This is a genomic window from Rheinheimera faecalis, from assembly GCF_021290965.1.
Lineage (GTDB): Bacteria > Pseudomonadota > Gammaproteobacteria > Enterobacterales > Alteromonadaceae > Pararheinheimera > Pararheinheimera faecalis.
The window spans coordinates 49,877-67,250 of record NZ_JAJOYT010000016.1 but is presented as its reverse complement, the minus strand read 5'-3'; the positions used below and the strand labels follow the sequence as shown (position 1 = coordinate 67,250).

Below are 17,374 nucleotides of genomic sequence, written 5' to 3'. Positions count from 1 at the left end.
TCATCATATTTATATAAAGTACTCGGAAGGTAGTTTAATTGGGCGCATCACTGATGCGCCCCTCCCTTAAGATGCTCATCAAATTGAGAGTGATATCATGAGCTGGAAACCGAAATTTACACTTTGTAAGCGCAGTATGGTCGTAGGGCTTAGTTTTGGCATCGCGATTGGTATAGGTGTTCAAATAATGATTCAACAATTCTTTGGCTGAGTATTTAAGCCATTTGATCGATTTAGAGAAAAATTAGAATTAGGCAGATAATATATTTTGTTGGAGGGCTTAGCCCTCCAATTATCTATCGGGAGTGATTTTATCATGTGGAACAAGGGATTTATTCTTACCATGTTGCTATCGATAGCGTCATCATTTGCTTTTTCCTTTATTGTGCCTGGCAACCTATTAATCCAGATTACTATAGGAAGCGTCATGTTTACCGTTATTAGCATGGTTATTCTTTATCAGAAAAATGAGGATTTGCCTTTTCTTGCTAATGTGAAACTGCTTTCTTTTAATTTGTTACTAAGTTTGATTGTTGCTATACCATTAGTTTCTTTAACTGTTTGGGTGTCCCATTACGTGGGGAGATAAATTTTCGATTTTTTAATTCAAAAATCATGTAAAAACTGCTCTCGTTTTCTTCCCTGATGATTCATTTGTATTAGTTTGGCAGTCATAGCAATAAAGGCTCTGAGTTTTATTCATTTTTAAATTCTTCCAGCTTGGGATACTGCTTTAACACGTCACAGGCTCTTTGCATGGCATCGCCAAATAAGGCTGGATGAAAATCACCGTTTTGGCAGTAGTCGCGGCGAAATTGCAGCAAGCTATGAATGTCTTGCGCAGCTTTAGCTAAGGCTTCTTGTTGGCCTGTGCCGTAATCCTGACCTATGGCGTAAAAAGCTTTCTGAATTTTTCGGGTGATGACTGAATCCGAATGAGCGCCAGGTAACGAAATATGTTCAGCCAGCCAGTCCAGTATGGGTTCGGAATAGGGCAATAGTCGGGGATGATCATAAAATGTCAGGGTGCTGACAATCAGCAAACATAACAGCAAAAAATTGCGCATAACCTGTTACCCCATCTATATCTCTATTGGTTATAACACAGCGATAGCACTATGACACTGTCAATCTGGCTACCAAAGTCCTTACCACTGTCAACAAGGTTGACAGTCTGAAACTGAACGTAATATTAAAACTTAATATGGATCATAGTGTTATATACTATAGGCCTTTGGTTCAATTATTGCAGTAGTCAAACTGGTCATCACATAAAGCAGTTAGGATGAGGCGCGGCAACCAAGGGCACTCTACTGGTAAGCAGACAAGTAAAGTGCTTAAGGGTTCGTCAGAACAATGCCCGGTTTGTCCTGTATCAACAAGCTGCAATAAACAGCCTGCTACACTGAATACCAGATAGCAGCACGAGGTATGGGCGTGGATAACAAGATAGATATTAAAAATATTCCGGTAGAGGTCCACAGACCTGATCCGGATAAAAAAGACAAATACAACCCAAGAGATCGCATCTACATTCGTGCGGTAAAGGGCTTGCATCAAACATTAAGGCGCAATATTGGCTTTGTGTTTATGGCTGCATTTATGCTGTTGCCTTGGTTGCAATTTAATGGTCAGCAGGCCATTTTGCTCGATATTGTTGAGCAGAAATTTTATATCTTCGGTATGACCTTATGGCCGCAGGATTTCACTATTCTGGCCTGGATTTTTGTTATAGGCGCTTTTGCGTTGTTTTTTGTCACCACCTTTTATGGCCGGGTCTGGTGTGGTTATTTATGCCCGCAAACTGTCTGGACCTTTATTTTTATGTGGTTTGAAGAGAAATTTCAGGGCACCCGTAATCAGCGTATGAAGCTGGATCAGGAACCCTGGACCTTCAGTAAGGTGCTGAAAAAAGGTGCGACTCATTTTAGCTGGCTGGCGTTTTCTGTACTGACAGCGCTGATTTTTGTCGGCTACTTTACCCCTGTCGATCAGTTGTTTATCCAATTCTTCACACTGGAAGCCAGCTTCTGGGCTGCGGTTTCAGTCTGGTTTTTTGCCTTATGTACTTATGGCAATGCGGGCTGGATGCGCGAAATTATGTGTACTCACATTTGCCCTTACGCTCGTTTCCAGTCGGCCATGTTTGATAAAGATACTTTTACTGTCACTTACGATGCCAAACGTGGTGAAAACCGTGGCCCACGCGCCCGTAAAGACACTGAATACAAAGCCAAAGGTTTAGGCGATTGTATCGACTGTAATTTATGTGTACATGTCTGCCCTACTGGTATCGACATCCGTAACGGTCTGCAGTATGAGTGCATTAACTGTGGTGCCTGTATAGATGCTTGTGACGATACGATGGATAAAATGGGTTATGCCAAAGGCTTAATCAGCTACACCACAGAACATAGTCTGGAAGGCAAAACCACCAAAGTAGTGCGTGGCAAGTTAGTTGGCTACTTTATGGTGTTAGTCGCTGTATGTGCGGCTTTTGGCTGGACCTTAGTGGTGCGTAAACCTGTGGTGATGGACATAGTTCGCGATCGTGGAGCCTTGTTCCGTGAAACCGATGAAGGCTTAATTGAAAACACCTACACCTTAAAAGTCATTAACAAATCACAGCTGGAGCAAACCTATCAATTGTCGGTAGAAGGTTTGGATCAAGCACAGTGGTTAGGTGATAAAGAGCTGACCATCAAAGGCGGCGAAACCGCTAACTTGCCAATCAGCTTGTCACTGGATCCGGTTGACGCGAAGAGACCTGTGCTGGAAATTGAGTTTGTGCTGCAAGACAGCGACGAGCCGGATATCCGCTTAACTCAGGGCAGTAAGTTCTTTTCATCACGCTAAGTTTTTAAAAGCGTTAGACTAGGGAGCTTCGGCTCCCTATTTTTTTTAGGGCAATTGGCTGTACTGACCAAACGGAATTCCATGAGCACTTTTGATTTCTCTACCTTAAGTCCGGATTTAATGCTGGATGCGTTGTTTCATTATGGCTTTGATGTCAGCTCTGGTTTATTACAACTAAACAGCTTTGAAAACAGAGTCTGTCAGTTTAGAGATGATGATCGCAAAAGTTGGGTGGTTAAGTTTTATCGGCCTGAGCGCTGGAGCTTAGAACAACTGAACGAAGAGCATCAGTTTGTGCGTGAACTGGCTGACATTGAAGTGCCGGTGGCTGAAGCTGTTGAGCGGGATGGCCAGCAAGTGTTGTCTTATGGCGGCTTTTATTTATCCGTATTCCCAAGCCGGGGTGGCCGCACCTTAGAGCCGGATAACGATAATCAAATGCTGCAACTGGGACGTTTTTTAGGCATGGTGCATCAGGTGGGGGCAGCCCGGCCTTTTGTGCATAGACCCACCATCAACCATCAGACTTTTTTACTCGACAGCCAGCAAAGTTTGTTGCAGTCGGGTCTTATTCCGCCATCGTTGGAAAAAGATTATCAGGCCATGATGCAACAATTATGCGACAAGGTCGGTCCTTTGTATAAGCCAGAGAAAATCAGGCGGGTGCATGGCGACTGTCATATAGGCAATTTGCTGTGGCACGACGACAGACCTTTGTTGCTGGACTTTGACGACAGCCGTAATGGCCCTGCAGTGCAGGACTTGTGGTTATTGCTCAATGGCGACAGGGTAGAGCAAACCTACCAGCTGTCGTTATTGTTGGAAGAGTACGAACAGTACTGCGATTTTGACCATAAAGAACTGCGTCTGATAGAACCCTTGCGTGCTATGCGTATCTTGTCTTATATGGCCTGGATAGCAAAAAGGTGGAGCGATCCGGCTTTCCCTAAGAACTTTCCATGGTTCAGTACAGACCAATACTGGCAGCAACAATTGCGGGCACTGGATGAACAGCTTAAATTCTGTGACCAGAGCCCACTTTCTCTGATGCCTCAGTGGTAAGATTTTGTTAGAGTAGTGGCAGTTTTATTCCAAGGAACATTCGAATAATGAAAAAGTTAACAGCGTTGTTAGTAGGTGCATTGTTATTACCTGTGGTAGTTTTTGCCGCTCAGTTTGAGGAAGGTAAACACTACGAAGTAGTTTCGGAGCAGGCGACTGCTAAACCTGAAGTGAAGGAATTTTTCTCTTTTTATTGCCCAGCCTGTTTTGCATACGAGCCTAAAGTACAAGCTTTGGCGAAACAGTTACCAACTGGTGTTGAGCTGAAAAAGGTGCATGTCGACTTTTTACAGCACGCATCTCCGGAAATTCAGGCTACTTTAGCCAAAGCTTATCTGGTAGCAAAAAACCTGGGTAAAGGCGATCAGGTGGCTAGCGCATTTTTTAACCATGTTCATGTTGACCGTAAAACTTTCGCCAATGATGACGATATCAAAGCTGTAGTAGTTGCCCAGGGCGTTGACGCAGACACTTACGATAAAGCCATCAAAAGCTTTACTGTAGCTGGCGGTGCTAAACAAATGAAAAAAGAGCAGGATGCTTTGTCAGGCCGTCGTGTTTTAACAGGCGTACCAACCTTTATCGTCAACGGTAAATACAAAATTCTGAATCAAGGCCTGAGCCGTGAAAATCAGGATGAAGAATTTAAGCAGTTAGTGAATTTTTTACTGACTCAATCTTAATTAGAAGGCGTTCCTTATGTTAAAAAAATTACTGGTTGCTTTGGTATTCGCTCCTGTAATGGCTTTTGCTTCAGCAGCTGCACCTGTGCAGTTTCAGGAAGGTGTGCATTACGATGTAGTCGCTGAAAAAGCGACGGCTAAACCTGAAGTGTTAGAGTTCTTTTCCTTTTATTGCCCACATTGCAAAGCTTTTGAACCTTTTGCTCAGGCGCTGGATAAGAACCTGCCTAAAGGTGTCAGCCTGACTAAACACCATGTCGATTTTTTACAGGTTGCTCCACCTGAGCTACAACAGTCTTTAGCCAAGGCTTATGTTGTGGCAAAAAACGCAGGTCAGGGTGATCGTATTGCTGATGTAATCTTTGACTACTTACATAATCAGCGCGCCAGCTTCAGTTCAGAGCAAGATATTCGTAACCTGTTAGTGGTCAACGATGTTCCTGCTATGTTGTTTGACTCAGGTATGGTCAGTCAGGCTGTGAATGATGAAGTCGCAGCGATGAAAAAGAGTCAGGATCATTACTCTGAAGCCAAAGTGCTCAGAGGCGTACCTACTTTAATTGTGAACGGTAAATACCAGGTGAAGTTTTCTGGTTTAAGCCAGCAGAACTTCCAGCAAGATTTAGATGCTGTTGTGGCTTTTTTACTGACGAAAAAAGACTAAACAGCTTTTACCACTCAAGCCACAACAAGACCGGCGCTGTGAAAACAGGCCGGTTTTTTTATTTTTACCGACCCACTTGATTTGTTGCGAACTATTCGCAATTAAAATAGTCTAGATGACATCAATTCTCAATTGGAGATGTCGTATGGAACAATGGCAACAGATCATAGCTCAAGGTAACAGGGCTTTTACTGAACGGCATTTAACGGCGGCAGCGAGCTTTTATCGCCAGGCTATTTCCGATGTCTGGCCTATTTGGTACCACTGCGCTTTTGTTTGTTGTCCCCCTGAATTGAGTCGGGAGGAAGCTTCGTTACCAACTTTTTGTTTATCTATTTCTATTCAGAATCTGGCAGAAACCTATGCACAGCAGCAACGCTGGCGCCGTTGCCAGACTACATTAAGGCATGGTTTAAACTGGTTTGAACAAATGCTGCAGCGTCTGGATGGTGATCATCCGGCCAGTGTTGCGGTGTTGCAGGAATCGGCCAAGCTCAGGGCTGAATACCAGGCTGTTTGTCAGAGATACAAAGTGTGGCAGCTGTCACGTATACCTGCCAGCCGTCAGTATTTGCATTAAAAAAGCCCGGCTCTTGTTAAGCCGGGCTTGATGTTGGGCTTTTAACGGCCTAAAGCTTTAGCCACACCAGCGCCATAAGCTGGATCCGCTTTAGTGCAGTTGGCAATATGCCTGTTCTGAATATCTCTGGATACGCCTGCCAGATTAGCGGCGGTATTGGCAAACAAGACTTGTTGTTGTGCCGGTGTCATCAGCCGGAATAAATCACCAGGCTGTTCGTAATGATCGTCATCCACATAGTGATCATAACGATCTGCTGCTCCTGTCATCGCCAAAGCGGGTTCGGCATATTCAGGCCTGTTGTCCCATACTCCTTTTGAATTGGGCTGATAACTGATAGTGCCACCTAAATTACCGTCAGTACGCATCTGGCCGTCTCTGTGGTAACTATGAAAAGGACAGCGTGGGGCATTGACTGGTATATGGTTAAAGTTGACGCCTAATCGATAACGCTGTGCATCACCATAAGAAAATAATCGGGCCTGCAGCATACGATCTGGTGAAAAGCTGACGCCTGGTACTACATTGGCTGGAGAAAAAGCCGCTTGCTCCACTTCAGCAAAGTGGTTTTCCGGGTTTTTATTCAGTTCCATCACGCCCACTTCATGCAGCGGATAGTCTTTGTGAGGCCAGACCTTGGTTAAATCAAAAGGATTATGTTTATGTGTGGCGGCTTGCTGTTCAGTCATGATCTGCACTTTTAAAGTCCAGCGCGGATAATTTCCCGCTTCTATGCAGTCGTACAAATCGCGTAAATGGCTTTCCCTGTCTTTGCCTATCACCTGTTCCGACTCTTCAGCACTCAGATTTTTAATACCTTGCTGGGAGTGAAAATGAAACTTCACCCAATATCTTTCATTGGCGGCGTTAATAAAACTAAAGGTATGGCTGCCAAATCCGTGCATATGGCGATATGTTGCTGGAATACCTCTGTCACTCATCACTATGGTGACCTGATGCAAAGCCTCAGGCAATAAAGTCCAAAAATCCCAGTTGCTTTCGGCACTGCGTAAGCCTGTGCGGGGGTCACGTTTTACCGCGTGGTTTAAGTCAGGGAAGCGCATTGGATCACGAAAGAAAAACACCGGTGTATTGTTGCCGACGATATCCCAGTTGCCTTCTTCGGTATAAAACTTCACAGCAAAACCACGAATATCCCGTTCGGCATCAGCCGCGCCACGTTCGCCTGCTACAGTGGAGAAGCGTAAAAATACATCAGTCTTTTTTCCAATTTGAGAAAACAATTTAGCTCTGGTGTAACGGCTAATGTCGTGAGTGACTGTGAAGGTGCCGTAAGCACCAGCGCCTTTGGCATGCATACGACGCTCAGGTATCACTTCGCGATCAAAATGGGCCAACTTCTCTAAAAGCCAGATATCCTGTAATAAAGCCGGGCCGCGTGGGCCTGCAGTCATGGTATTGGTATTGTCGGGAACCGGGGCGCCTGTGGCATTGGTTAAAGGGGGTACCTTACTCATCTGAAATTCTCCGTCTGCAAAACAAATAAACACTCTGTTAGTGAGGATGTCTCTGGCTCTGACCAGACTGCAGACCTTGAAAACTATAGCCAGATTTTATAATGCAGGCGAAGGTTGTTTGAATAAAATGAGTATTTTTAAAGCAGCTGCCATTTGCCTTGTTGCAGTTGCAGGCTTTGAAGCTTTTGATCTTCCTCACCGTTGTGATAATGCAGTCGGATAAATTCCACTTTATCCGGGCTAACCCAGCGCACATCCAATGGGTTCCAGGGTTGTATTCTGTTGTCATCGCCGCTGAGTACTGTTTCCACATAAAGCTTGTGATTCCGAATGCGGTAAATCACCAGCAGATTGGCATTTTCTTTATCTGAGCGGGCTTCGGAATACACCAATAGCCGTTTATTGTCCGGAGACAGTAATGGAAAGCCGTTGATTTGTGTTTGTAAGCCAGTTTGGGTGTTGATCAGATAGACGCTGCGGCCCCGGTATTCAAACACCCAGACTACAGCCAGTTGGGCTGCTTCTAAATAGGAAACTAAATAAGGTTGAGTGTCCTCGTCGGTTTTTTCTTTAAAGATAGGAAAAGCTAAAGCACCTGCTTTGGTTTGCAGATGCAAAAAATTGCTGTTGCGCTGGACCTGGAAAGGCACTTTGGGTAACAAATCCTCTTCCAACTCCTCGGCACAGGAGCGTTCCAGTTCCACTTCAAACTCACATGCCGTTGCAGTCGTCGCAATAGCTCCGCAAAATAACCAAAACAGGAACGATAACGCAGTTTTTTGCAGTAAGCTGATGGTGGACATCAGAGGTTTTCCTCGACTGAATAAAATACTCGATAATTCATATGCTTTAGTTTAGGTAAATTTGGACCCTAGTCATCACTATTTCATTTGAAAAGACTAAAAACTAAGCTCAATGGACATATTAGGGAGCGATATATGACACAGCGATTAAAAACAGTGTTGATCACAGGAGCAAACCGCGGCATTGGCTTTGCTATAGCTAAAACATTGATGCAACAAGGCGGTTATCAACTGTTGCTGGCTGCCCGTCATCAAAAAGATGCTGAGGAAGCCGTTACTTTATTGGGCTCTGGTATAGCCATTCGGTTGGATCTTACGGACCCTTTGCTGCTGGAGCAAAAAGCTTTGCAGATTGAACGTCAGTATGGTCCTGTGGATGTCTTAATTAATAATGCGGCCATGCTGCATTCCACTGAAGTACAGCATACCCACGCCGAAGATTTACTCCAGAGTTTGTCGGTCAACACTGTGGCGCCTTTTATGCTCTGTAAGGTGTTTGGTCTGTTGATGAAACAGCGGGGTTATGGCCGTATTGTCAATGTTTCATCCAGTTGGGGCAGTTTTTCTGAGGGGTTGGAAGGGCCGGCTTGTTATGCCATCAGTAAAGCAGCGCTGAATGCTGTGACTGTCAGTTGTGCCCGCGAATTTATGCCTGAAGTGAAAGTAAACGCAGCTTGTCCCGGCTGGGTGCGTACCCGTATGGGTGGTGAAGCTGCGGATTTAAGTCCAGAGCAAGGTGCTGAAACACCAGTCTGGCTCGCCACGCTGGATGACGATGGCCCGACTGGTGCGTTTTTCCGCAATAAAACCCAGATTGACTGGTAGTTCTATCTGGCTGTTTTGGCTTAGAAATCCTGTACTGTAGGGCGTAACACTATTTCGTTAATATCTACCTCTTTAGGTTGTTCTATGGCATAAGCTACAGCTCGAGCCACTGAGTCTGCCGGAATCGCCATCTGATAGAAGTTACCAACAAATTCTGCGCTTTGCTGATGGCTACTGCCGTGCTTCAGTTCAGAATCTACTGCGCCAGGTAGTATAGTGGTAGTGCGGATAGCTCCACCCACTTCATGGCGTAAACCTTCGCTGATGGCTCGGACAGCAAACTTGGTACCGCTGTACACAGTGCCACCAGGGCTGAACACTTTAATGCCTGCCACTGAAGAGATATTAATAAAATGGCCGGATTGTTGTTGCTCAAATACCGGCAAGGCTGCAGCTATACCATACAACACCCCTTTGATATTGATGTCGATCATCCGATCCCATTCATCTGTTTTTAATTCACTGATAGGAGCAATAGACATCAGACCGGCATTGTTGATCATGACATCTACCTTGCCAAAACGACTGGCAGCCAGTTGTACCAAAGCCTGAACTTCGCTGGCTTTAGTGACATCCGTCACCAGATAAGCCGCTTGTCCGCCTTTGGCTTCAATAGTGGCTGCTATCTGTTGCAGTTTGTCTTCACGGCGCGCGCCTAATACCACTTTGGCACCCAGACTGGCCAGGTGGTAAGCCGTGGCTTCACCTAAACCGCTACTTGCGCCTGTGATCACTACTGTTTTTCCTGAAATATTCTGACTCATGGTTTTGTCCTCAGTCGGGTTGCACTTAGTTAGTTTTGGGTTAATTTCGGGTTAATTTCGACCTGGTCAGTATGAAGTGATAGACAAATCCAAAAAATGGAAATATTTTGATTTTATAATTCCTTATTTTGGAATAATTGATGTTGAACAAAGTTGAATTACTGCGAATTTTTTGCACCGCGGCGCAAAGCGATAGTTTTAAGGCTGCTGCTGTTCGGTTGCATATTTCGCCACAGGCAGTCACCAGAGCTGTGCAGCAATTGGAGCAAAATACCGGTGAGGTGCTGTTTCATCGCAGTACCCGCCATATCAAACTCACGCGTTTTGCAGAAGAGTTTCTGCAACAGGCTCAAGCTAGTCTGGCTCAGCTGGATGCTTTGTTTCAAAAGCGTCAGACTGATCGGGAGCATGTGATTGCTGGTCTGGTCCGGGTTGCAGCTCCTAAGGTTCTGCGGCCAATCTTGATGCCAGTATTTACAGCCCTGGCGCAACGTCATCAGGCATTACAACTGGATCTGCGTTTTTCCGACCAAATTGCGGATGTAGTAGATGAGCAGATCGATGTTGGAGTAAGGATAGGTTCAGTGCGGGATAATAGCTTTATCGCCCGCACCGTGGCTCAGGTTGGCTTGTATCTGACGGCCAGCCCATCTTTGCTGGCTGAGTATGGCGAGCCTGCTGATCTGGAACAATTGACATTGATGCCGGTTACTCAGTTGATGGACAGGGCAACGGGAAGGCCATGGCACTGGTATTTCAGAGACGGTGCTTTATGGTCACCGAAACGTAGCAGCTTTATTGTTGATGATGCGGAGGCCGAAGTTGAAGCAACCCTTGCTGGACTGGGGGTTTCGCAATTGGCTTCTTATAGTGCTATTCCGCATATTCGTACTGGTGCTTTGGTGCGTTTATTGCCTGAATTGGAACCCAAAGCCTGGCCATTATCCGTCTACAGACCACAACGCGGGCCTGTATCGGAACGAGTCAGGCTAGTGGTTGATAACCTTGTTCAAGCTTTGAGTGACAGAGATATATTCCCTGAATCCCCCTAATTTTATTCAGGCACATGAATACGTGCTTTCACATACTTGAGCTGCGCCACTATAGTGAAGGTCATAATCACCAACAAAGACCAGGAGCTCCATTTGCCAACATGCACCACAGACCAGGCGCCCAACTGATTTGGGTAACTCCATAAGCCCATAAAAGTGCTGATGTTTTCCGCAAGCCAAATAAAAAATCCAACTAAAACAAAACCAAGCAATAAGGGCATCTGCCGCTCTTTTTCCAGTGGATGGTAATAAACGACAGTTCTTGCATACAAACCTAAAGTAATAGCGGCCAGATACCAGCGGTAATCACCAATGTAATGATGGCTGAAAAAATTCAGGTAAATCAGTGATGCAATCAGAGTTGCCATCCAATAGGGGGGATGATGCCGTACCCTAAGCTCCATTAAACGCCAGATTTGAATAATGTAACTGCCGACTGCTGCGTACATAAAACCTGCAAAAAGTGGCACCCCAAACACTTTGCTCAGAGCCGGATCGGGGTAGCTCCAGGACTGGATAGCTCCCGAGGTTTTAAAGACTTCCAACGCAAAGCCAACGACATGAAACAGGCTAATGGCTTTGGCTTCATCCCAGGTTTCAAGTTTGGCCCAGACCATCCATATTTGGATCAGCAGTGCCAGCAGCAACAACACATCATAACGACTGATACCTGCTACTCCTTGCCGTGGGATCAGCAACACAGACAGGAAAAACAAACCAACAAATAAACAGGCCCGGGCCTGCTTGATGCCAAAAAACAAAAACTCCCAACAAAACCGCTGTACGGATGAGCTGTCTGTTGGTGCTCTAACGGACATAAGCCATTGATCAAATGTATTAAACTGCAACGACATCCGGCGCATATCCTTATGATTTCAGAGCTTTGGTGTTAAGCCACGCTAAAGCCTGAGCCAGATAAAATCAAGATCTGGCCAGTACTATCTTGTCTGATGTCTGGGTATTGTTTTGTCCTGCAACAGCTGAACGAACAAGGCAGAAAGCCAACCAGCTGCGGTTGACGGCTGATCGCTGTTCCGGTATTGCCGTACACTAAAGTTATAGATAATTTGAGAGCAAAAATTTTCTGATGATTCTGTTTCCGCGTTTTCTTTTTTTATGGATAGTTTTAATGGCTCTGGCCGTTGAGCCAGTTCAGGCGCAAACCAGTGGCTGGGTCAAGGCCAGTCATTTAAAAGCTGAACTGGTTAGTGATCATCAGGATGTCCGGCCAGGCCAAAGACTGAAGCTGGCGCTGCATTTTATTCCGGATGACCATTGGCATACCTACTGGCAAAACCCCGGTGACTCAGGTTTAGCCACCAGCATTGAATGGGATTTGCCGGAAGGTGTCGAAGCTGGTGCTATTCAGTGGCCGGCTCCAATGGCCATTTCAGTGCCACCGCTGGTGAATTATGGTTTTGAAGGCCCGACTATCTTAGTGTCGGAACTTACCATTCCCGCCGATTTCAGCGGTTCCCAACTGCTGATCAAAGCCAAAGTGGACTGGCTGGTCTGCAAAGAGATTTGTATTCCGGCCGATGCCAGTTTTGAGCTGAACTTGCCTGTGACTCAGACCGCAATGCAGGCCAATGACTATTTGGCGCTTTTTGAACAAGCCACACAAAAACAGCCAAAACTGCTGCAGTTGCAAGGCCGTTATGATGTGCAAAACCAGAAATTTTCTGCTGCTGTGCAAATGCCGGAAGATTTAAAAGTATCTGCCTTTTTTGTCTCTGCGCCTGAGCTGGTTGATCATGCCGCACCTCAGCAAATTGATTGGGTGGACGGTGAATTATTATTACGTCAGCAGCAAAACACCTACTTTAGCCAGACTCCATCCCAGTTTGATTTGGTACTGAATACGGCCGCAGGCCCTGTGTTACTGCAATTGCAGCATGAAAGTGCGCCACAGATCTCTGAAGTTACTTTGGCAAGTTTCAGCTTGTTGGATTGGGCTGGGATGCTGGTGCTGGCCGCTTTGGGTGGCTTGATCCTGAATTTAATGCCTTGCGTATTTCCTGTGTTGTCATTAAAAGCGCTCAACCTGGTCAACAACCAAAATACTGCACAGCAAACCAAGGCCGAAGCTTTATGGTACAGCGCTGGTGTGGTGCTTAGTTTTGTGGTGTTAGCTGCTTTGTTGCTGCTGTTCAGAGCTGCAGGCCAGGCCGCAGGCTGGGGTTTCCAGCTGCAGAACCCCTTTGTGGTTGGCGTACTGGCATACTTGCTCTTTGTATTGGGTTTAAGTTTGTCCGGTGTAGTTCAGCTGGGGTTAGGCTGGATGAACTCAGGCCAGCAACTGACCCAACAGCAAGGTCATAAAGGCTCATTTTTTACCGGTGTGTTGGCCGTCGTTGTCGCCAGCCCTTGCACAGCACCCTTTATGGGCACGGCTTTAGGTTATGCCGCGACTCAACCTGCATTAGCTGCTTTGGCTATTTTTGCCGCTTTAGGTCTGGGTATGGCGTTGCCTTTCCTGCTCTTGGCCTGGTGGCCAGGTTTTGCCGCTTTGTTGCCTAAACCCGGGCTTTGGATGGAAAAGCTGAAGCAATGGCTGGCTTATCCTCTGTATTTAAGTGCGGTTTGGTTATTGTGGGTTTATGGTCGCCAGCAAGGGCTAGATGCTTTGGCTCTGGCGTTAGTGGGGCTGGTCCTGGTTGGCGCTGCTTGTTGGTTATGGGGGCAACAACAACTGCAACAGGCAGGAAAAATCAGTAGCCTGCTCGCATTTGTGCTGCTGCTGGGTGCCTTTGCTTTGTTATGGTATCCACAGCCTGCTACGCAACAAGCTGTCAAAACTGATCATGCTGAAGTCTGGTCGGAGCAACGCTTAAAACAACTGGTGCAGGAAGGTCAGCCTGTACTGGTCAATATGACAGCCGACTGGTGTATTACCTGTTTAGTCAATGAGCGTGTGGCCCTGGACACAGACAGCAGTAAGGCGGCTATGGCTTTATATAATCTGAAGTATTTAAAAGGTGACTGGACCAATAAAGATCCAGCCATCAGTGCGTATTTACGGCAGTTTCAGCGCGACGGTGTGCCTTTGTATGTGTTGTATTGGCCTGGACAGCCGCCTGAAGTCTTGCCACAAATTTTAACGCCGGACTCATTACGTCAGGCGTTGGAGCAATTGAGCAGTAAACAACCCTTAATTACCAGTCAATAGCCACAGGAGTTAAACCATGAAACTCAAGCTTGCTTTAAGTTTATCTGCATTATTTTTTGCCGGTTCTTTGTTTGCAGCACCCCAGGTAGGTCAGGCTGCGCCAGCCTTTAATCTGACTGACAGCAAAGGCAAAAACCATTCGTTAGCCGATTTTTCTGGTAAAACCGTGGTGCTGGAATGGACCAATCACGATTGTCCTTTTGTCGTGAAACATTACAGCGGCAATATGCAGAGTTTACAAAAACAATTTGGTACAGACGATGTGGTCTGGCTGACTGTGATTTCCTCAGCTCCAGGCAAACAAGGTCATGTCACTGGCGCCAAAGCTGATGAGCTGACCTCAAGCCGCAATGCGATGCCGGACGCTGTGCTCTTTGATGAAACAGGTGTCACGGGCAAGGCTTACGATGCGAAAACTACACCTCATATGTATGTGATTGATAAAAAGGGTGTATTGCAATATATGGGTGGTATCGACAGCATTCCGTCAGCCAAAGTGGATGATATCGCCAAAGCCACCCCCTATTTTTCTGACGCTTTAACCGCAGTATTAGCAGGTAATCCGGCTAGTCCTGCGGTAACGAAACCCTACGGTTGCAGCATTAAGTACTAATTGAACTTTCGCCTTAGAAAGCCGCCTTAATCAGCGGCTCTTTCTTTGCCTTGATAAAAATCCTGATTTACTCTTTTACCCCTGCGTTAAACAAGGTATAAGTGCGCAATGAAAACTCCAAAACGCATTCAACCCCTGATCGACGAAGGTCTGGTGGATGAAGTACTCAGGCCACTGATGAGTGGCAAAGAAGCCTCCGTATACGTGGTACGTTGCGGGGACGATATTCGCTGCGCCAAAGTTTATAAAGATGCCAGTCAGCGCAGCTTTAAAAAAGCAGTGCAGTATCAGGAAGGCCGCAAAGTACGCAGCTCCAGACGAGCCCGTGCTATGGAAAAAGGCTCCAGCTTTGGTCGTGAGCAAGCAGAAGAAAGCTGGCAAAACGCTGAAGTGGACGCTTTATACAAACTGGCCGACGCCGGTGTGCGGGTGCCTGTGCCTTATGGCTGCTTTGACGGCATTTTGCTAATGGAACTGATTTTAGATGCCGAAGGTGATGTAGCCCCACGTTTAAATGATATTCAGCTGACGGCAGAACAAGCCCGGCGCGACCATAAAACCATGATGCAGGATATTCTGCGTATGTTGTCCGTAGGTTTAGTGCACGGCGACTTATCCGAATTTAACGTACTGCAGGACCCACAAGGCCCTGTCATTATCGACTTACCCCAAGCCGTAGATGCCGCCGCCAATAACAATGCGCAGTGGATGCTGGAGCGGGATGTCAATAATATCACCCAATACTACGCTCAGTTTGCACCTGAACTTGCTGCCACTAAATATGCCAAAGAAATCTGGGCCTTATTTGAAGCCGGTAATTTAAATCCAAATACAGAACTGACAGGCGAATTCGCTGAAGCAGAACAGGCCGCTGATGTTGGCGCTGTGCTGGATGAAATCAACGCTGCTTTTGCTGAAATGCAGGAACGCAAAGAACGGCAACAGGCCGCCAATGAACCGGATTAGAAAAAGATTATACCCAAGATAATTGGAGTTGCAGCGCGGCGACAAGTGAATGAGACCCCATGAGCATAGCTGTCTATGCGATTGGGGCGAGAGAGCGCAGTCAACAATGCTGCGGCTTCAAGTATGAAGGGGATAGACATGTTGGTAAAACAAAGTGATAGTCTGGTTCTGCTGATTGATATGCAGGAAAAACTGGCTCCGGTGATCGATCAAGGCAAAGAAGTGGAACAAGCCGCAGCCTGGGTCTTACAAATCGCCGTGCAGCTTGGTGTGCCTATCCTTGCCACTGAACAGTATCCACAAGGTTTAGGTGTCACTTTGCCCGCTTTGGCCGAGTTAGTGCCTGAAGATTGTGTGATGGAGAAAATCCATTTCAGTGCTTTGCGTGAACCTCTGATCGCTGAGCGTTTAAAACTAAGCGGCAAAACCCAACTGGTGATGATTGGCACTGAAACTCATGTTTGTGTGCTGCAAACTGCTATGGATGCCTTAGCTGCTGGTTATCAGGTGTTTATAGTTGAAGAAGCTGTTGGCTCCCGTACTGAACAAAATCGTCAGTTAGCTTTGTTACGTTTACAGCAGGCTGGTGCACAAATTATCAGTAAAGAAATGCTGGCCTTTGAGTGGCTGGATAAAGCCGGTACAGATAACTTCCGTACCATCAGCAAAGGTTGGATCCGATAAATAGGAAAAGAAAGCGGGTGAAGCTGTAATGTTAAAACTGCTGACAGTTTCCTTCTGGCGTTTATTGGCCTGTATTAGTTTACTGCTGGGTTTAATAGGTGTGGTGTTGCCCGGTTTACCTACGGTGCCTTTTTTGCTGGTGTCAGCCTGGTCTGCAGGTAAAGGCTGGCCTCGGTTAGAACTCTGGTTATTAGCACACCCCAGCTTTGGTCCGCCCCTAAAACGTTGGCGTGAACAGGGCGCTGTACCCCGTAAAGCCAAATATCTGGCGACTGTGATGATGTCCTTGTCGGTGGTCATGTTGCTGTTATCCGCCGCGCCTTTCTGGCTTAAACTTGCCTTACCTCCTTTTCTTTGTGGTGTAGCTATCTGGTTATGGCGCCGCCCGGAAGCCTGATTGTTCCTTTTAAATCAACAATTTAAAATTTGACAGTTACAAAATTACACTCTAGTTTGTTTACATAATTTTAAACAAAGGAGTGTGTGATGGAGTTAACCTTAGGTCAGCTGCGGCAAAATTTTGAACAAAGAACAAACCGATCTATGTCTATGCCGCTGGCGGGCACAGTGTTTTGGTCTGTAGTGCTGGGGCTGAGTTTTGTATTGCCTTATAACACCGTCTTGCTGGTGATGTTATTTGGTTCAGGCTGTATTTTTCCGCTGGCTTTGTTATTTGCCAAATGGCGCAATGAAGACTTTTTTATGAAAGACCACGGCTTAGGCAAGTTGATGCTGACCGGTGTGATTATGGCCAACTCACTCTGGGTTTTGCATATCATCCTGCTGTTCGTCCAGCCTAAACTGGTGCCTTATAGTTTGGCCTTAGGTTTAGCCATTCACTGGCCTTTATACGGCTGGATTATTCAACACAGTTTAGGGTTGCAGCATTTATTAATGCGTGCTTTTGGCCTTTTTGCCGCGTTTATGTGGCTGCCGCTGAATTCCATAGCTGCCGCGGCTCTGGTCACTGTGATTTGTTATCTGATCACGCTGGTACAAATGCAGCGCCGTGTGGTGAATGTCGGATGATATGGATTTGTAATTCGGGCGGGCGACCATAAAGGTCGCCCCTACGGTAATTTTGATGGAAAAGACGTAGGGGCGGGCCTTGTGCCCGCCCGTCTATTCGATGAATACAAAACCAGAAAGGTTTATCACAGCGTTCATCTAACGAA

18 protein-coding genes are annotated in these 17,374 nt (G+C 46.2%); 13 read left to right on the top strand and 5 right to left on the bottom strand.

Features of this window, described 5'->3' with window-relative positions:
• Positions 1 to 695: 695 nt before the first annotated feature.
• Positions 696 to 1,067, bottom strand: coding sequence for a hypothetical protein (locus LSG34_RS19135; RefSeq protein WP_233010925.1), 372 nt, complete (start codon positions 1,065 to 1,067; stop codon positions 696 to 698).
• Between the two features lie 370 nt (positions 1,068 to 1,437).
• Here LSG34_RS19135 and ccoG point away from each other — a divergent pair, with 370 nt between their 5' ends.
• The 5 genes from ccoG (at position 1,438) to LSG34_RS19110 (ending at position 5,845) form a co-directional block, all read left to right on the top strand.
• Positions 1,438 to 2,856 (top strand): cytochrome c oxidase accessory protein CcoG, encoded by a 1,419-nt coding sequence (ccoG, locus tag LSG34_RS19130; RefSeq protein ID WP_233010924.1) that lies wholly within the window; start codon positions 1,438 to 1,440, stop codon positions 2,854 to 2,856.
• A gap of 81 nt (positions 2,857 to 2,937) precedes the next feature.
• Positions 2,938 to 3,918 carry a serine/threonine protein kinase gene (locus LSG34_RS19125; protein ID WP_233010923.1) on the top strand — a complete coding sequence of 327 codons (981 nt, stop codon included), beginning with the start codon at positions 2,938 to 2,940 and terminating at the stop codon, positions 3,916 to 3,918.
• Between the two features lie 47 nt (positions 3,919 to 3,965).
• On the top strand, positions 3,966 to 4,601 hold the full coding sequence (locus tag LSG34_RS19120; RefSeq protein WP_233010922.1) for a thiol:disulfide interchange protein DsbA/DsbL: 636 nt from the start codon (positions 3,966 to 3,968) through the stop codon (positions 4,599 to 4,601).
• A gap of 16 nt (positions 4,602 to 4,617) precedes the next feature.
• Entirely contained in the window at positions 4,618 to 5,265 is a 648-nt protein-coding gene (locus LSG34_RS19115; RefSeq protein WP_233010921.1) for a thiol:disulfide interchange protein DsbA/DsbL, read from the top strand.
• Between the two features lie 145 nt (positions 5,266 to 5,410).
• Positions 5,411 to 5,845, top strand: a complete 435-nt coding sequence (locus LSG34_RS19110) for a hypothetical protein (RefSeq protein ID WP_233010920.1) — start codon at positions 5,411 to 5,413, stop codon at positions 5,843 to 5,845.
• Between the two features lie 41 nt (positions 5,846 to 5,886).
• On the opposite strand, the gene LSG34_RS19105 is transcribed toward LSG34_RS19110, so the two are convergent.
• Both LSG34_RS19105 and LSG34_RS19100 read right to left on the bottom strand, forming a co-directional pair.
• Positions 5,887 to 7,323, bottom strand: coding sequence for a catalase (locus LSG34_RS19105; RefSeq protein ID WP_233010918.1), 1,437 nt, complete (start codon positions 7,321 to 7,323; stop codon positions 5,887 to 5,889).
• 137 nt (positions 7,324 to 7,460) lie between these two features.
• Positions 7,461 to 8,126: a hypothetical protein gene (locus LSG34_RS19100; RefSeq protein WP_233010916.1), complete on the bottom strand. Its 666-nt coding sequence runs from the start codon at positions 8,124 to 8,126 to the stop codon at positions 7,461 to 7,463.
• Between the two features lie 135 nt (positions 8,127 to 8,261).
• Between LSG34_RS19100 and LSG34_RS19095 the strand changes: the two genes are divergently transcribed.
• On the top strand, positions 8,262 to 8,951 hold the full coding sequence (locus LSG34_RS19095; protein WP_233010915.1) for an SDR family NAD(P)-dependent oxidoreductase: 690 nt from the start codon (positions 8,262 to 8,264) through the stop codon (positions 8,949 to 8,951).
• A 20-nt stretch (positions 8,952 to 8,971) separates the two neighbouring features.
• Here LSG34_RS19095 and LSG34_RS19090 read toward each other — a convergent pair whose 3' ends face one another.
• Entirely contained in the window at positions 8,972 to 9,715 is a 744-nt protein-coding gene (locus LSG34_RS19090) for an SDR family oxidoreductase (RefSeq protein ID WP_233010914.1), read from the bottom strand.
• Between the two features lie 140 nt (positions 9,716 to 9,855).
• Between LSG34_RS19090 and LSG34_RS19085 the strand changes: the two genes are divergently transcribed.
• Positions 9,856 to 10,767, top strand: a complete 912-nt coding sequence (locus tag LSG34_RS19085) for a LysR family transcriptional regulator (protein ID WP_233010913.1) — start codon at positions 9,856 to 9,858, stop codon at positions 10,765 to 10,767.
• Between the two features lie 2 nt (positions 10,768 to 10,769).
• Here LSG34_RS19085 and LSG34_RS19080 read toward each other — a convergent pair whose 3' ends face one another.
• Complete coding sequence (locus LSG34_RS19080; RefSeq protein ID WP_233010912.1) at positions 10,770 to 11,621, bottom strand: DUF817 domain-containing protein; 852 nt, start codon at positions 11,619 to 11,621, stop codon at positions 10,770 to 10,772.
• 275 nt (positions 11,622 to 11,896) lie between these two features.
• On the opposite strand from LSG34_RS19080, the gene LSG34_RS19075 reads away from it, so the two are divergent.
• From LSG34_RS19075 to LSG34_RS19050, 6 genes are all read left to right on the top strand, one after another.
• On the top strand, positions 11,897 to 13,936 hold the full coding sequence (locus tag LSG34_RS19075) for a protein-disulfide reductase DsbD family protein (protein ID WP_233010911.1): 2,040 nt from the start codon (positions 11,897 to 11,899) through the stop codon (positions 13,934 to 13,936).
• 16 nt (positions 13,937 to 13,952) lie between these two features.
• On the top strand, positions 13,953 to 14,549 hold the full coding sequence (locus LSG34_RS19070; protein ID WP_233010910.1) for a thioredoxin family protein: 597 nt from the start codon (positions 13,953 to 13,955) through the stop codon (positions 14,547 to 14,549).
• A gap of 108 nt (positions 14,550 to 14,657) precedes the next feature.
• Complete coding sequence (locus tag LSG34_RS19065) at positions 14,658 to 15,515, top strand: PA4780 family RIO1-like protein kinase (RefSeq protein ID WP_233010909.1); 858 nt, start codon at positions 14,658 to 14,660, stop codon at positions 15,513 to 15,515.
• 138 nt (positions 15,516 to 15,653) lie between these two features.
• Complete coding sequence (locus tag LSG34_RS19060; protein ID WP_233010908.1) at positions 15,654 to 16,199, top strand: isochorismatase family protein; 546 nt, start codon at positions 15,654 to 15,656, stop codon at positions 16,197 to 16,199.
• 28 nt (positions 16,200 to 16,227) lie between these two features.
• A complete protein-coding gene (locus tag LSG34_RS19055) occupies positions 16,228 to 16,596 on the top strand; it encodes a YbaN family protein (RefSeq protein WP_233010907.1) in 369 nt (122 codons plus the stop codon).
• An 89-nt stretch (positions 16,597 to 16,685) separates the two neighbouring features.
• Positions 16,686 to 17,228 (top strand): DUF7010 family protein, encoded by a 543-nt coding sequence (locus tag LSG34_RS19050; RefSeq protein ID WP_233010905.1) that lies wholly within the window; start codon positions 16,686 to 16,688, stop codon positions 17,226 to 17,228.
• Positions 17,229 to 17,374: the final 146 nt, after the last annotated feature.

Excerpts from the sequence above, each read along its gene's own strand:
- LSG34_RS19095 (WP_233010915.1), top strand. The coding sequence starts at position 8,262 with ATGACACAGCGATTAAAAACAGTGTTGATCACAGGAGCAAACCGCGGC.
- LSG34_RS19110 (WP_233010920.1), top strand. The coding sequence starts at position 5,411 with ATGGAACAATGGCAACAGATCATAGCTCAAGGTAACAGGGCTTTTACT.
- LSG34_RS19135 (WP_233010925.1), bottom strand. The coding sequence starts at position 1,067 with ATGCGCAATTTTTTGCTGTTATGTTTGCTGATTGTCAGCACCCTGACA.
- LSG34_RS19125 (WP_233010923.1), top strand. The coding sequence starts at position 2,938 with ATGAGCACTTTTGATTTCTCTACCTTAAGTCCGGATTTAATGCTGGAT.
- LSG34_RS19100 (WP_233010916.1), bottom strand. The coding sequence starts at position 8,126 with ATGTCCACCATCAGCTTACTGCAAAAAACTGCGTTATCGTTCCTGTTT.
- LSG34_RS19060 (WP_233010908.1), top strand. The coding sequence starts at position 15,654 with ATGTTGGTAAAACAAAGTGATAGTCTGGTTCTGCTGATTGATATGCAG.
- LSG34_RS19090 (WP_233010914.1), bottom strand. The coding sequence starts at position 9,715 with ATGAGTCAGAATATTTCAGGAAAAACAGTAGTGATCACAGGCGCAAGT.
- LSG34_RS19075 (WP_233010911.1), top strand. The coding sequence starts at position 11,897 with ATGGCTCTGGCCGTTGAGCCAGTTCAGGCGCAAACCAGTGGCTGGGTC.
- LSG34_RS19120 (WP_233010922.1), top strand. The coding sequence starts at position 3,966 with ATGAAAAAGTTAACAGCGTTGTTAGTAGGTGCATTGTTATTACCTGTG.
- LSG34_RS19085 (WP_233010913.1), top strand. The coding sequence starts at position 9,856 with ATGTTGAACAAAGTTGAATTACTGCGAATTTTTTGCACCGCGGCGCAA.
- LSG34_RS19105 (WP_233010918.1), bottom strand. The coding sequence starts at position 7,323 with ATGAGTAAGGTACCCCCTTTAACCAATGCCACAGGCGCCCCGGTTCCC.
- LSG34_RS19050 (WP_233010905.1), top strand. The coding sequence starts at position 16,686 with ATGGAGTTAACCTTAGGTCAGCTGCGGCAAAATTTTGAACAAAGAACA.
- LSG34_RS19080 (WP_233010912.1), bottom strand. The coding sequence starts at position 11,621 with ATGTCGTTGCAGTTTAATACATTTGATCAATGGCTTATGTCCGTTAGA.
- LSG34_RS19115 (WP_233010921.1), top strand. The coding sequence starts at position 4,618 with ATGTTAAAAAAATTACTGGTTGCTTTGGTATTCGCTCCTGTAATGGCT.
- LSG34_RS19070 (WP_233010910.1), top strand. The coding sequence starts at position 13,953 with ATGAAACTCAAGCTTGCTTTAAGTTTATCTGCATTATTTTTTGCCGGT.
- LSG34_RS19055 (WP_233010907.1), top strand. The coding sequence starts at position 16,228 with ATGTTAAAACTGCTGACAGTTTCCTTCTGGCGTTTATTGGCCTGTATT.
- LSG34_RS19065 (WP_233010909.1), top strand. The coding sequence starts at position 14,658 with ATGAAAACTCCAAAACGCATTCAACCCCTGATCGACGAAGGTCTGGTG.